Source organism: Fibrisoma montanum (assembly GCF_003583365.1).
GTDB classification, from domain to species: Bacteria; Bacteroidota; Bacteroidia; order Cytophagales; family Spirosomataceae; genus Fibrisoma; species Fibrisoma montanum.
In genome coordinates this window covers 17,715-30,648 of the sequence record NZ_QXED01000015.1, presented here as the reverse complement: position 1 = coordinate 30,648, position 12,934 = coordinate 17,715, and the positions used below count along the sequence as shown (strand labels likewise).

Genomic DNA, 12,934 nt, shown 5'->3' with positions numbered 1-12,934 from the left:
CTGTAAACTGATTATGTATCCTCCTCATTTGCTTGTCCCGATGCGGGAAGACCTGACGAGCGTTGGGTTTCAGGAATTGACCACGCCGGACGAAGTGGTAGAAACAATGGAGAGCACCAAAGGCACCATGCTGGTGGTGGTGAACTCCGTATGCGGTTGCGCAGCCGGTGCAGCTCGCCCGGGCGTAAAAGCAGCTTTGGCGAATAGCCAGGTGAAGCCCGACAAACTGGTAACGGTTTTTGCCGGGGCTGATCTGGATGCCACGGCAAAGATGCGGGAGTTCCTGCTGCCGTATCCGCCGTCTTCGCCGTCGATTGGTATTTTCAAGGATGGTGAGCTGGTGCACTTCATTGAGCGGCACCACATTGAAGGCCGTTCGGCGCAGATGATCGCTCAGCACCTCGAAATGGCGCTGGAAGAGTTCTGCGATCCGGCCAACGCGTAAAGGGTTGTTCTGAACGGACTTTGTCATCCTGACGACAGGAAGGGTCTTTGGTAGCCGATAGTTACAGCTTCCATGAACGATCTTTCCTGTTGTTAGGATGACATTTTTGTTTCAGCTACGTCACGGCAAACAGTTTAGCCAGTAGCCGGGACAGCGGCAGCAGACAGAACACCAGCATTGCCAGTGGAAACGATGCGAACGCAGCTACCCAGGCTGCGTTCATGGCGATCAGTGAGATAACCCCCGCTTTTACGGCCAGTCCGATGTTCCGACCAATGGGTTCGCGGGTAGCCCGCCACAACGGTGGGAAAATGTAGTAGCCGAAAATAAACAGAAATGGCAGTGCCGTGCCCAGTTGCTGCCGACGCTGCGCAATAGCCGCAATACACGCGATCACGACACCGTAGAGCAATCCTGCCAGCCGCAGGGTTCCCGCCTTTCCGCCGTGCACCTCCCCCCGGCTGATCATCGTGATGGCTCCGATGTAGGCTATCGGTATCAGTCCAACCCACGCCCAGGGCAACACCTGATCGGGTAAGATACTGACTCCCAGCAGCAGATTCAGCCCCCGGCATAGCCCCATGTTGATCGGCCCCAGAAAAGCATGGTGTTTACCAAAACGGTCGTAAACCAGTGAAGCTACCGTAATCGCAATAGCCAGAACGCCGGCTGTTGCGTTGACGGCAAAGGAGGCCGCAATGCCAATAGCGAACAGAACCATTCCTAACGTAGCGGCCGCCTGCCGACTAACGACACCGCTGGGAATGGGGCGTTCCGGCCGCTCAATGGCGTCGAGGTCAGCGTCGAAGACATCGTTGAAAACGACCCCTCCCCCGTAGAGGCCAACCGTTGCCAGACACAGCCAGCCAACCGGAGCCGGTGGCGCTTTGACTAGTACAAAATACCCGGCAATGGCCATACCCGCCAGCACATCAGCAATTGCCGTCACTAAATTTGCCGGACGCGTCAGGCGCAAAAGAGCAAGGAGCATAAAGGCGAATGAGGGAAAGAACAAATAACGTGAGTTACAGATAATAATGAGCCTAACATTCTAAATGACAAATATTTACCTTAGTCTACTTTGTCATCCCGACGTCGGGATGACAAACCCCGGCTCTTATAGATCAAATGCTTATCTATAATTCACGTTAAATACGGTTAAATGTTCTTCACTCTTTACTCATTTGATAATTGTTGAACTTTTATCTACCCGTGGAGCCTGCCCACCGCGCAGTACGGAACTGCCGTTGTAGCGCTGACTCTGATCAATATCCAGAGGCTGATCGAAATCAGCCATACTTAACTGGCCACTTTGGGCAAAAGCGGTAACGGCATTCGTAAACGTTACGAGCCGGATCGCTTCGTCCGAAATGCCGCGCTCTTTCATGAGGGCTGCCGTTTTAGGCACAGCCAGCGGATCACTGATGCCCCAGTCGGCGGCCGAATTGACCATGATCCGCTCGGGACCGTACTGCTTCACAATTTCCACCATCCGTTCGTTGCCCATTTTGGTAAACGGATAAATGGTGAAGCCCGCCCAGAAGCCCCGGTCCAGTACCTCACGTACCGTCTCTTCGTTGTTATGATCGACGATTACCATGCTGGGGTCGATGCCGTGTTCAATGGCAATGTCCATGCTGCGGCTGGTACCCTGTTTTTTATCGCGGTGGGGCGTATGAATCTGCACCGGCAGGCCGGCCTCTTTAGCCAGCTCCAGTTGGGCCCGGTAGTATTTTTCTTCGGCCGCCGTCTGGTCGTCGAAGCCAATCTCCCCAACGCCCACTACGCCTTCTTTATAGATGAAAAGCGGCAGAATTTCCATAACCTGCTCGGCCAGTGCTTCCTGATTAGCTTCTTTTGAGTTCAGGCCGATGGTGCAATAATGCCGGATACCAAACTGCGAGGCCCGGAAACGCTCCCACCCAACCAGACTGGCAAAATAATCCCGAAACGAATCGACTCCCGTACGGGGTTGCCCCAGCCAGAACGCCGGCTCAATAAGGGCGACAACGCCCGCGTCGGCCATGGCCTGGTAATCGTCGGTGGTGCGCGAAGTCATGTGAACATGCATGTCGAAGAATGTCATGCCACGGATGGAGTCCAAGAAGCTCATAAATAGTTGAATTGCTAAGGGCGTTCAGTACGTCCGATTCTAACGTGCAAAGTTCAACAAAATAGCCATTTCTAGTGATGCGTCTCCAATCTCATTTTTTGTTTCTTTTCATAACCTCTTAACAAGTCTATTAGTTAACTAGATAGATAAGTGGTAATTGATGTTGCAGATGAAAACAAGTAAAACGATCAAACAAACACAATGGGGCATCTGGATGGCTCTGTTGTTAACCATCGGGGGTGGGCTGACGGCCTGCCGCGATAATGCAATCGACGATCTAAGTACCGACGATAGCCAGGTGTTCATCACCAACTACGACCGGAATGTCAATTTTGGTCAGTACCGTACGTTTAGCCTGCCGGATTCTGTACTGGTTGAATCAAACAATACGTATCGGGGCTCCCTCAGCACAGTTGAAGCCCGGTTTATCAACCAGCTTGCGGCTGCTTTAACCAGCCGGGGGTTTCAGCGGGTAGCACAGGGGCAGACTGCCGACATGGGTGTGGCGGCCATCCGGGTCAATAACCGGTATACGGGCGTAACATCCGTTCCGTATTCGCCCTATTACCTTGATTACTGGTATGGTGCCGGTTTTTACGGTGGTCTGGGTCCTGGCTTTGGTGGCTTTTACCCGTACTATCCGAACTACTATCAGTTCTACCAGGTCAGCGAACAGTACTGGCAGGTGCAGGTTGTCGACCTCAGAAACCGGCCGGCCAATGGCGGCAACACTGGTTCTGACCAGAACCAGCTGCGGGTTATTTATCAGGCCGACATCCGCGGCAATGGCATCTTCAGTGAAGAGTCTGTTGACCGGGCCGTCAATGCCATTTTTGAACAATCACCTTACTTACAGGCAGCTCCTTGATGATTATGAACCGTATAGGATCAATTGTGGCTCTGTTGTCAGTGCTGGCAACGGGCGCATGGGCACAAAACCAGTCCAATGACGAATACACGGCCTTTCCGTCGCCGTATCAGGAATACGTAACGTTCAGCGTTTCAGCGCACTACGCGGTTGCAGCTCCGCTGGGTGGTCAGCAAACGTACATTGACAAGATTTCGCCGACCAATTTCGTGTTGCAGGGCGAGTGGCTTTTTCCGCAGCGCTTTTCGCTGGGTTTGAAAACGGGCTACCAGTACAACCAGAACCGGCTGCCACGGGGTACGTATCAGTTCCCGAGCGGTGAAACCCTTTCGGCGGTGCAAACCCGCACGCTGACCACCATTCCGGCGTTGGTGACGGCTTCGTACTACTTTTCCGATAACGCAGCGGCTGTGCGTCCTTACGTACAACTCGCCGGCGGTGGGGCCTTTGTCGATTATACAAACTTCTTCGGCGTACTGTCCGATCAGTCTTCCCGGTTCAAAGGCGCGGTTGCACCGGCTATTGGGTTAAAGTTCTACGGCCGGCGTGAGCAGGGGCTTGGTGCTGAGGTTCAGGCCCAGTACCAGCACGTGTTTTTCAACTATGCTGAGCTACCCAACAGCAGCCCCTCGCTGCTGATCTCGGCGGGTATTACGTACCGGTGGTATTAAATTCAGTTTGTGGTTTGTTGTTTGTAGTTGAATGAACTTACAAACTACAAACAACGAACAACAAACTAATTCATCAGCAAGTCGATATTCGCAGGCAGACTACGCCCGGCGGCCCGGCGTTCGGCGGCATAATCCGCGAGCGTTTGCGCCAGTCGGGCGTTTTTGCGTTCGTGCAGCCCAACAATCTGCGTAACGTCTTTATCCGTGAAAAATGCTTTGAGAATAAGCTGGTTCCACGCGGCCTCGTCAAAATAATCCATTGGATACGGATTGTGGAGCATGATCGCCGATTGAACATCGGCAATGTTGTTGCGAATGCCCTCCGTGGCCTGAAACCGCCAGGCTTCCGGGTATGCCAATAGGGGCAGGGCTGAATATAAGGCCACGAGTTCGTTCAACTCAGCCGTTTTAAACAGCTCGGTGATGATTTTGACGTACGCGGCCTCATCGTCGGCGGGCAATTGCAACAGCCACCAGACCCGCGCCAGCCGGTCACGGGTCCAGCCGTTGACGGTAAAATTCGGGCGGATGCGTTCCAGCGCGAACGCCATATCAGGCGATACGTCAAGTACCTGCTTGCCCGTAAAGCGGGGAATGGACACAAACACCCGGTAGAACGTAGCCGGCTGCGGATGTTGCTGGAATAAGTCGGCCTGCTGGCGGAGGTAGATGTTTCCCTTCTCGGCATCGGGTTGCTGCTCCAGGATGTAGAACAGCGTCTGGCTCATGGACAGGATATTCATGAGGCAAATGTAGCACGGTCGGGTTACTTCTTCGCCTTTGGATGCGCCTGGTCGTAGGTTTTCTTTAACTGCTCAAGGCTGGTGTGCGTATATACCTGCGTCGCGGCCAGGCTGGTATGACCCAGTAAGTCCTTGATCGCGTTCAGGTCAGCCCCCCGGTTCAGCAGATGCGTGGCAAACGTATGGCGCAGTACGTGCGGACTCTTCTTTTCGAGCGTGGTCACTACGTTCAGATGGCGCTTTACGATGCGCTGAATCAGCACCGGATACGCCTGAATACCTTTATCACTCACGATCAGATAAACTCCGTCGGCCTGTCCGCTAAATGCTTCCTGCTTTAGCTGGGTGTATTGCTGCACCAGTTCAAACAGTGGCTGCGTCAGGGGTACAATCCGGTGTTTGTTTCGTTTACCAAGTACCGTAATGGTTTTTTCGTACAGGTTGACATCCGCAGTTTTCAGGCCGGTGAGTTCGCTCAGGCGGATACCCGTGCTATACAGCAGCTCGAGGACCAGTTTGTCGCGAATCCCTTCAAAGGTATCCGGAAAATCTACGTCGTCGAGCAGCGTCTCCATTGGTTTTTCCTCTACGTAAACCGGCAGCTTCTTACTCGTTTTCAGGGCCTGAATTTTCACCATCGGGTCGACGGTGATCAGCTTCCGGCGCAGCAGAAATCCGTAAAAACTGCGCAGGGTCGCTATTTTTCGGTTGACTGAAGTTTTGTCCAGACCGTTTTCGACCAGACTGACCACCCACGACCGGATGTGCCGGAAGTCGGCTTTTTCGGGTTGTTCGAGATTACACTCCGCAGCCAGAAATACGCTGAACTGCTCCAGATCGTTGGCGTAGGCCGTCAGAGTGTGGTGGCTCAGTCGCTTTTCGTAGCGGATATGCTGAAGGAAATCTGAAGCAATGGTTGGTCCGGCCGGATTCATGAGATGTCGGTGACTGACGTTAATTCCTTACCAAATCTAATCAGGACAATTCGTTAAACCACATCAACCCCGGTTCAGGGCAACAAAAAAGCAGCGGACATCACTGCCTGCTGCTTCCATGTTTCTGTGGTTAGTTACGCCGGATTGACTGCGCACATCAATGGCCGGGCACTAACGCTTCGTGCGTCACCGACTTATTGCTCGGTGTGGTTGCCGTACATTTTCTCTTTGTAGGCAGCCTTGATAACCTGGGTGCGACGCTTTACCGACGGTTTTTCAAAAGCCGTCCGCGACCGCAACTCCCGCAACACGCCCGTCTTCTCGAATTTCTTCTTGAAGCGTTTCAGCGCCTTGTCAATGGATTCGTTGTCTTTAACGTTTATGATAAGCATATCCGGATATTGATTTTTGCTATTAGCGGACGGCAAAGATAGTAGATTTGCGGACATGAAGCAAGCCATTATTGACTTAGGAACCAATACATTTCACCTACTCATCGTTGATCGCCAGACGGATGGTTTCTATCAGACACTCGTGCGGGAAAGCCGCCCGGCTAAAATTGGCAAAGCCGGTATCAATCAGGGGCTACTTACGGAAGCGGGCATTGAACGGGCCTTAACCGTACTACGCGAGTTCCGGGACATACTGGACCAGCAGGGTGTCGCGCCCGGGCAGGTTGTTGCTATCGGTACGAGCGCCATTCGGGTGGCCCGCAACCAGACTGAGTTCATCGAACGGATTCAGGACGAAACGGGCATCCGGATTCAGGTCATCTCCGGCGATCAGGAAGCGGAATACATTTATAAAGGCGTTCGGGCGGCTGGTTCGCTCGACAACCATACGGCTCTGATCATGGACATTGGCGGGGGAAGCGTTGAGTTCATTCTGGGAAATCAGCACCGGGTGTTCTGGAAACAGAGTTTTGAGATTGGCGGCCAACGACTCCTCGAACGTTTCATGCCGGGTGCGCCCGATCATTCCGACCCAATTCCGCCCGCCCAGGTACAGCGGCTGACCAGTTTCTTTCAGGAACAACTGCTGCCGCTGGCCAATGCGGTTCATCAGTACCAGCCCACCGTCCTGGTTGGGTCGTCGGGCTCGTTTGATACGTTGGTCGATATGTGGTGTATGCACGAACAGGGCCACTTGCCCGACCCCTCGCAAACGGCGTTCGAACTGCCGGTGGCGGAGTTTTATCGCTCCTACGAACTCCTCCTTACCCGCAGCCACGACGAACGGATGGCCTTGCCGGGCATGATCGAACTCCGGGTCGATATGATTGTCGTGGCCGTTTGCCTGATTGATTACGTCTTGAAAACATACCGGATCGACCACATCCGCACCTCAACGTATTCGCTGAAGGAAGGGGTCCTGAGCACGCTGACCTGATACGTATTTACCAGTCAGGAAGCCTGCCATAAACGGTCGAAGATGAGATTGATCCTGCTTACTCGAATAAAGCCTGTTACTGCCCGGAAAACCCCTGCTTTGCTGTTCGGCTTTCCGGGGCAGTGGTTGTCTATCGGTTACCTTCTGTGCACACTCGTTCAACAAAGCTCTCTCTGCTATACCGGGGAGAGCTTTTCTTCTCTCGGATTTAGGTAAATTTTGGTCGGGCTTCACTTTTCCTCAAAACCGAAACCCTCATGAAAGCTGAAACGAACGCCAAATCCTCATACCGCAACCTGATCTACACGGCGCTGATCATTGCTGCCGTGGTCACCGCGCTAACCTTTCCGGGCCTGTTTACCCAAGTCGGCGATTTTCAGTTGAAGCGATTAATCGTACCCCTGCTGCAAATTATCATGCTTGGTATGGGCACGACGATGGCCATCAAAGATTTTGAGGGAGTTATCAAGCAGCCGCGGGCGGTTTTCGTGGGCGTTACGTGTCACTTCATTATTATGCCGCTGCTGGGCTACACCCTGGCTACGTCGTTTGATTTCCCACCTGAAATTGCGGCAGGGGTTGTGCTGATCGGCTGTTCACCCAGCGGCCTGGCGTCGAACGTCATGTGTTTCATCGCGAAAGCCAACGTACCGCTTTCCATTACCGTCACGACGATCTCAACCCTGCTGGCCCCGTTTGTGATGCCGGCTTTGATGAAGCTGCTGGCTGGTCAGTTCATTGAAATTTCCTTCTGGAAAATGATGCTGGAGATCATGCAGATCGTGATCCTGCCGGTGGTGGTCGGGCTGATTCTAAACCGAATTTTCCACAAGTCGGCCGTATTTATCAACCGCGTTATGCCGCTGGTGTCGATGGCTGGTATCGTCCTGATCGTGGCCATCATCACGGCGGCCGGCCGCGACAGCCTGCTGACCGTCGGCTGGACCCTGGCCCTCTGCGTGCTGATCCATAACCTGACGGGCTTCTTTCTGGGCTACTGGAGCGCCCGGCTCTTCCGCATGGACGAACAAAGCTGCCGGACCGTTGCTATCGAGGTTGGTCTGCAAAATGGCGGCCTGGCGTCGGGGATTGCCGTACAGCTCGGTAAGGTCGCTACGGTGGGCCTGGCTCCTGCCCTGTTCGGTCCGATCATGAACACAACGGGTTCGCTGCTGGCGACGTACTGGAGCCAGCGACCGCCGAGAGAAGTAGCCGTTGAGACTACGTCGACCCCGCAAACGGCGGCTTAACCGGTCTTCTAACGGCTTTTACCCCAAACCCCGGCAACGGCCGACCGCTTCAGGGGTTTGGGGTGATACGTAACAGTGGTTTTTGGCAACCAAAACTACACCAGTTCCAATGGCTTGAACGACTGCCCGAGAATAGCTTTATCGTCGGTGTTCAGCCAGTTGCGCAGCAGCGTAGCGTAAATGCTCCGGAAATCGACGGTGTATTTCAGATCGCCCTCGTCCAGATCGGTCAGGTCAGGCGCTTCGTTGAACACCCGCCCCGATGGAATACGCTGCGGACCACCGATCAGAAACACGTTATTGGCCGTGCCGTGGTCGGTGCCGTTGCTGGCGTTCTGTTTCACCCGCCGACCAAACTCCGAGAAGGTCATCAGCAGGACGTCGTTCTGGCGGTTCGTAGCTTTCATATCGCTCATGAACGCGCGGACCGCTTCGGCGTATTGCCGCAGTAAGCGCTCCTGCTGACCCAGTTGCCCCACGTGCGTATCAAAGCCGGAAATCGAGATGTAGTACACGCTGGTATTCACCCCCGACTGAATCAGTTCCGATACGGTTTTCAGGCGGTTGCCCAGTTCGCTGGCCGGATAAGTGCCTTTTGTCCGGTGAACGTTGGCCTTATCGTATACATAGGCCGACGACGACACGGTTTCGGCCAGCGTTTTGTACAGATAGCTGACGTTGTCGTGGTCATGATCCTCGTGCTGCGTTCTGGCCAGTTGCCCCACCATCCCGCTGCGCGTCTGGTTGTACAGCTTCTGCGGGTCTAGCATAGCCAGCCCGTTTACCTGCTTTCCTTTCAGGGCCAGGCTCAGTGTATCGTCTACCTCAATGGCCCGGTACGGCAGGCAGCCGGGACCGTCGCAGTTGGCATCGAGAAACCGGCCGATCCAGCCCGTCGACAGGTAATCGCTGGCGCTACTGGCCGTTTGCCAGATATCCATCGACCGAAAATGGGATCGGTCGGGGTTTGGGTAGCCGACGTTGTTGACGATTGTTACCAGTCCATCGTCGTAGAGCGCCTTGAGCGGTTCGAGGGATGGATGGAAGCCAATCTCGTCGTTGAGCGACAGGATTTTTTCTTTCGCGATGGCCAGCGTGGGCCGTTCGCGGTAGTATATATCGTTCCGAAACGGGACCACGGTGTTCAACCCGTCGTTGCCGCCGGAAAGCTGCACAATCACCAGTGTTTTACCGGTTGCAGAGGCCGCGCCCAGCCGATCCAGCTCATACGCCTTCAGGAAATGCGGAATGAGCATGGTACCCGCCGTAGTCAGGGCCGATTGCTTGATAAAATCTCTCCGATTCATGGTTTTTGGTGGCTCGGGCCGGTTCGTTTAACACAGTTGGTATTCCGGTAACGCCATTAGCCGGGTGGTCAGGCGCTGGATTTGCTCGCTCCGTGTGGACCCGGGTTTCAATTGGTTCAGCACAATAGCACGTTGCGCGGCCTGCAGGGGCTGCTGAAGCAGATAAGCCGCCAGTTCGTCGGGCAGTTTGTTGTCGGGAATCCGCTCAAATGCCTTTTCGAATGAAGCCCAGTCGACCGTAGCGTTCTGAAGTTTCCGGAAGCGCCGGTCGAGCACTTCGGTATTTACGTCGCCGTCTTCCTTGGGACGAATCGCGACCTGATCGGCCCCCAGCAGAATGTCGGGCAGCTTCATCCGGAACAGCAGGCTCGAACTATCGATCCAGCTCCGGCCGCCGGTCCAGCCCGCTACGTTCGGCGGATACAGCAGCACCTGCCCCAGCACCCGCTGAAAGTACACCAGCGGCTGTTTCTGCACCAGTTGTACACCCAGTGAATGCTGCATTCCGGCAATCAGCTCCACCGGCGATTTGATCCGGTTGCCGACGTACCTGGGCTGGTAGAACCAGTCGGCGGTCAGGATGGTCTGGACCAGATCGGCGATATCGTAGCCGCTACGGTAGAACCGGTCGGCCAGGGCGTTGATACGCTGCGCGGCTGAGGGGTCGGCTTCCGGCTGTTCGTCCACCAGGAATCGGTACAGCTTCCCCGTAACGAACTGCGCTGTTTCCTTCCGTTCCAGCAGCAATCGGATCACGTCCTCACCCGCGAAGGTGCCCGTCTGCCCGAAAATGGTTTTGGGGCCATCGTCATGTTGATTGGGCCGGAACACAAAACTGCCCTGCAGGTTAAAACCCCATCCCGTAAAAGCCCGGGCGGCTTCTTTGATATCGTGCTCGGTGTAGTGGCCGCGGCCAAGCGTGAACAGTTCCATCACTTCCCGGGCGAAGTTCTCGTTCGGCGCGTTTTTGCGGTTCTGCTGGTTGTTCAGAAACTGAAGCATCGCCGGTTCTTTGGATACCGCCATGAGCAGATCACTGAATTTACCGAGCGCGTGTTGCCGCAACGTATTCACGTAGGCCTGAACCGTTACCGGATTCCGCACCCGACACGCAAAGTGGCCATGCCAGAAAAACGCCAGTTTCTCCCGCACCGCCCCTTCGCCGGAGGCCATACGTTCGAGCCACAGTACGTTCAGGTCGCGGATGCGCTCGTTATTTTCCTTAAGCTGCTGCTTTAGCTTGTCCCGGTCCAGCATCCCGTCGCGGAACATACCCCGCAGGGCCTGCCGGGTTACGAGCGGCCCCTCTTCGGTGACGGTGAGTGGCTCAAACGTATCGCTCGCCCGGAGCAGGTCCCGAACCACGTTGCGAATGGGCTTCCGACTTTCGCGCCGGATCACTTCGGGTGTTGCGCCAAACCCGGCCCGCCAGTATACGTGCTGGACCTGCTGCTGCCTGGAGGTAGTGTTCATAGTCGGTTCGTTTTCGATGGGATACTTACCACATCGCCCGGCCATACGGGCGATACGGGCGACGGACAATTACGGGTGGCGGGGGCGCTACGTACACCCGACGCGGGCGCGGCACCACCACGACCGGCGCAGGCTGGACAACCACGACCCGCGGCCGGGGCGGCACCACTACGACGGGCGGTCGATAGATTGGCCGGCGACGTAGGATAACGGTTTGCGCGTCAGCGTCGTAACCAGCCAGCAGACAAACACCTAACGCACAGGCAAGAATTAATCGTATGGGTTTCATGGCTCTTTCGGTTGAGTAATTAAGTCGGCCACGGCTATGGACGAGCCGGCCGTGGCCGGTACTGAACACAAGGTCACACCGTCGTCAGGAATTCGCCCGTCGGCCGCGGTTCTGTTTCATGCGGTCGCGCTGCGTGTCCCTCAGCTCTACGTACTGCTTGTACTGATCGGCGCTGAATACCTTCTTGAGTTCTTCGTCTTTGCTGGCCATCAGGTCGCGGGCCTGCTTCATTTTTTCGCGGCTCCGTTCGCCATCAGCCAGCGTCTGCATTTGTTTGGCATACTTCAGATTGATCTCCGCCACGGCCGTTTGCTGGTCCGACGACAGGGCGAATCGCTTGGCCATTTGTTTGGTCTGGCGGTCGGCCCGCTGCTCGGGGGTCATAGCGGCCCGTTGTTCCCGGCGGGCCATGGTGGGTTCATCCGACGGTGTTGTCTGGGCGCAGGCCTGAACGAACGTGAACGTGGCTACGAAAAGGGCTAAAAACAGATTGCGTTTCATGGAATTGACTGGTTTGTTTAGTTATGTATGTAGTTGGAAAAGCGTTTGCGGTACCCGTTGCGGGTCCACAAGACTAAGAATGCAGTTGCGTCTGAAAACTTGCGGTGGCTGGCTTCTTTTTTAAAAGGGACTTCGCAGCCGGTCGGGTTGGTTGCCGGGGCGCGGGCGAGTCAAGGCCTGCGTCAGACGCCCGATCAGCCGGTCGAACCGCTCCTGCTGGTCGGGCGTACACAGCGCCCGGATCTGCCGCCAGTGCCGGAACCGCAGCCGGGTAATCTGCCCATTCTGGCGCTCCATGCGACTGACCAGTTGGTCGATGGCTTCGTCGGATACGTTGGGTTGGTCGAGCAGGCCAAGCAGTTCTCTCCGCATCGTCCGCAGGCTGTCTTCGTGCGGCTGAACCGTCGCCCTGAACTGCCGACGCGCCTGTTGGTATTGCCGGCGCTGGTCGGGCGTCAGGCCCAGCCGGCGGATCATCACCAGTTCCGTATTCTGACGAATGGCACGGACCGGTCGGCCGCGGGTCAGTATCCACCCAATCGTACCGAGGTTCAGCAGCAACAGCAGGCCGATTGCCGCCCAAAGCCAGTAAAATTTTCGCTTATCAGTCATGTTGATTACCAGTCTAAACTCAGGGGATCAATGCCCCATTCATCGGCCACGGTTTCAGTTGTCTGCTGCTGCTCATAGGTCGACGCCTGATGCTGGTACATCAGCACGGCCGACACGTTCAGCGCAAATACCAGCCCCAGTGAAGCGACTACCCAGGCCGGACGGAATGTCCAGTTTTTAGCCGCCGTGGCTGACCGACGCCCTTCCAGACGTGCCTGCACCCGTGTGTGGAAAAACGGCCGGGGGCTGGCCCGCTCCAGGCCGTCGAGCGAGCGTAGTGTTTTATCTATCTCGCTGTTGATACGTTCATTGGATTCCATCAGCGTATTCGTTTAGGT

At 55.5% G+C, this 12,934-nt stretch carries 16 protein-coding genes; 5 read left to right on the top strand and 11 right to left on the bottom strand.

Annotated features, from left to right (window positions below):
• Nucleotides 1-13 precede the first annotated feature (13 nt).
• Nucleotides 14-445, top strand: coding sequence for a BrxA/BrxB family bacilliredoxin (locus DYU11_RS30525; protein ID WP_119671542.1), 432 nt, complete (start codon nucleotides 14-16; stop codon nucleotides 443-445).
• A 115-nt stretch (nucleotides 446-560) separates the two neighbouring features.
• On the opposite strand, the gene eboC is transcribed toward DYU11_RS30525, so the two are convergent.
• Nucleotides 561-1,436 (bottom strand): UbiA-like protein EboC, encoded by an 876-nt coding sequence (gene eboC / locus DYU11_RS30520; RefSeq protein WP_119671541.1) that lies wholly within the window; start codon nucleotides 1,434-1,436, stop codon nucleotides 561-563.
• A gap of 189 nt (nucleotides 1,437-1,625) precedes the next feature.
• Entirely contained in the window at nucleotides 1,626-2,558 is a 933-nt protein-coding gene (locus DYU11_RS30515; protein WP_119671540.1) for a TatD family hydrolase, read from the bottom strand.
• A 169-nt stretch (nucleotides 2,559-2,727) separates the two neighbouring features.
• On the opposite strand from DYU11_RS30515, the gene DYU11_RS30510 reads away from it, so the two are divergent.
• Nucleotides 2,728-3,426 (top strand): DUF4136 domain-containing protein, encoded by a 699-nt coding sequence (locus tag DYU11_RS30510; protein WP_119671609.1) that lies wholly within the window; start codon nucleotides 2,728-2,730, stop codon nucleotides 3,424-3,426.
• Nucleotides 3,427-3,431: 5 nt separating this feature from the next.
• A complete protein-coding gene (locus DYU11_RS30505) occupies nucleotides 3,432-4,097 on the top strand; it encodes an OmpW family outer membrane protein (protein ID WP_119671608.1) in 666 nt (221 codons plus the stop codon).
• 65 nt (nucleotides 4,098-4,162) lie between these two features.
• Here the strand turns inward: DYU11_RS30505 and DYU11_RS30500 are convergent, their stop codons facing one another.
• The 3 genes from DYU11_RS30500 to rpsU all read right to left on the bottom strand — a co-directional run bounded on the left by DYU11_RS30500 (nucleotide 4,163) and on the right by rpsU (nucleotide 6,167).
• On the bottom strand, nucleotides 4,163-4,840 hold the full coding sequence (locus DYU11_RS30500) for an EboA domain-containing protein (protein WP_119671539.1): 678 nt from the start codon (nucleotides 4,838-4,840) through the stop codon (nucleotides 4,163-4,165).
• A 23-nt stretch (nucleotides 4,841-4,863) separates the two neighbouring features.
• Nucleotides 4,864-5,775, bottom strand: coding sequence for a tyrosine-type recombinase/integrase (locus DYU11_RS30495; RefSeq protein ID WP_119671538.1), 912 nt, complete (start codon nucleotides 5,773-5,775; stop codon nucleotides 4,864-4,866).
• 194 nt (nucleotides 5,776-5,969) lie between these two features.
• Nucleotides 5,970-6,167 (bottom strand): 30S ribosomal protein S21, encoded by a 198-nt coding sequence (gene rpsU, locus DYU11_RS30490; RefSeq protein ID WP_040005296.1) that lies wholly within the window; start codon nucleotides 6,165-6,167, stop codon nucleotides 5,970-5,972.
• Nucleotides 6,168-6,222: 55 nt separating this feature from the next.
• On the opposite strand from rpsU, the gene DYU11_RS30485 reads away from it, so the two are divergent.
• Nucleotides 6,223-7,164, top strand: a complete 942-nt coding sequence (locus DYU11_RS30485; protein ID WP_119671537.1) for a Ppx/GppA phosphatase family protein — start codon at nucleotides 6,223-6,225, stop codon at nucleotides 7,162-7,164.
• A gap of 257 nt (nucleotides 7,165-7,421) precedes the next feature.
• Complete coding sequence (locus DYU11_RS30480) at nucleotides 7,422-8,414, top strand: bile acid:sodium symporter family protein (protein ID WP_119671536.1); 993 nt, start codon at nucleotides 7,422-7,424, stop codon at nucleotides 8,412-8,414.
• A gap of 95 nt (nucleotides 8,415-8,509) precedes the next feature.
• Here the strand turns inward: DYU11_RS30480 and DYU11_RS30475 are convergent, their stop codons facing one another.
• The 6 genes from DYU11_RS30475 to DYU11_RS30450 all read right to left on the bottom strand — a co-directional run bounded on the left by DYU11_RS30475 (nucleotide 8,510) and on the right by DYU11_RS30450 (nucleotide 12,916).
• Nucleotides 8,510-9,721 carry a DUF1501 domain-containing protein gene (locus DYU11_RS30475; protein ID WP_119671535.1) on the bottom strand — a complete coding sequence of 404 codons (1,212 nt, stop codon included), beginning with the start codon at nucleotides 9,719-9,721 and terminating at the stop codon, nucleotides 8,510-8,512.
• 27 nt (nucleotides 9,722-9,748) lie between these two features.
• Nucleotides 9,749-11,194, bottom strand: a complete 1,446-nt coding sequence (locus DYU11_RS30470) for a DUF1800 domain-containing protein (RefSeq protein WP_119671534.1) — start codon at nucleotides 11,192-11,194, stop codon at nucleotides 9,749-9,751.
• A 25-nt stretch (nucleotides 11,195-11,219) separates the two neighbouring features.
• Nucleotides 11,220-11,483 carry a hypothetical protein gene (locus DYU11_RS30465; protein WP_119671533.1) on the bottom strand — a complete coding sequence of 88 codons (264 nt, stop codon included), beginning with the start codon at nucleotides 11,481-11,483 and terminating at the stop codon, nucleotides 11,220-11,222.
• 84 nt (nucleotides 11,484-11,567) lie between these two features.
• On the bottom strand, nucleotides 11,568-11,984 hold the full coding sequence (locus DYU11_RS30460; RefSeq protein ID WP_119671532.1) for a DUF4890 domain-containing protein: 417 nt from the start codon (nucleotides 11,982-11,984) through the stop codon (nucleotides 11,568-11,570).
• Between the two features lie 120 nt (nucleotides 11,985-12,104).
• On the bottom strand, nucleotides 12,105-12,596 hold the full coding sequence (locus DYU11_RS30455; RefSeq protein ID WP_119671531.1) for a Spy/CpxP family protein refolding chaperone: 492 nt from the start codon (nucleotides 12,594-12,596) through the stop codon (nucleotides 12,105-12,107).
• A 5-nt stretch (nucleotides 12,597-12,601) separates the two neighbouring features.
• On the bottom strand, nucleotides 12,602-12,916 hold the full coding sequence (locus DYU11_RS30450; protein WP_119671530.1) for a hypothetical protein: 315 nt from the start codon (nucleotides 12,914-12,916) through the stop codon (nucleotides 12,602-12,604).
• Between the last annotated feature and the right edge of the window lie 18 nt (nucleotides 12,917-12,934).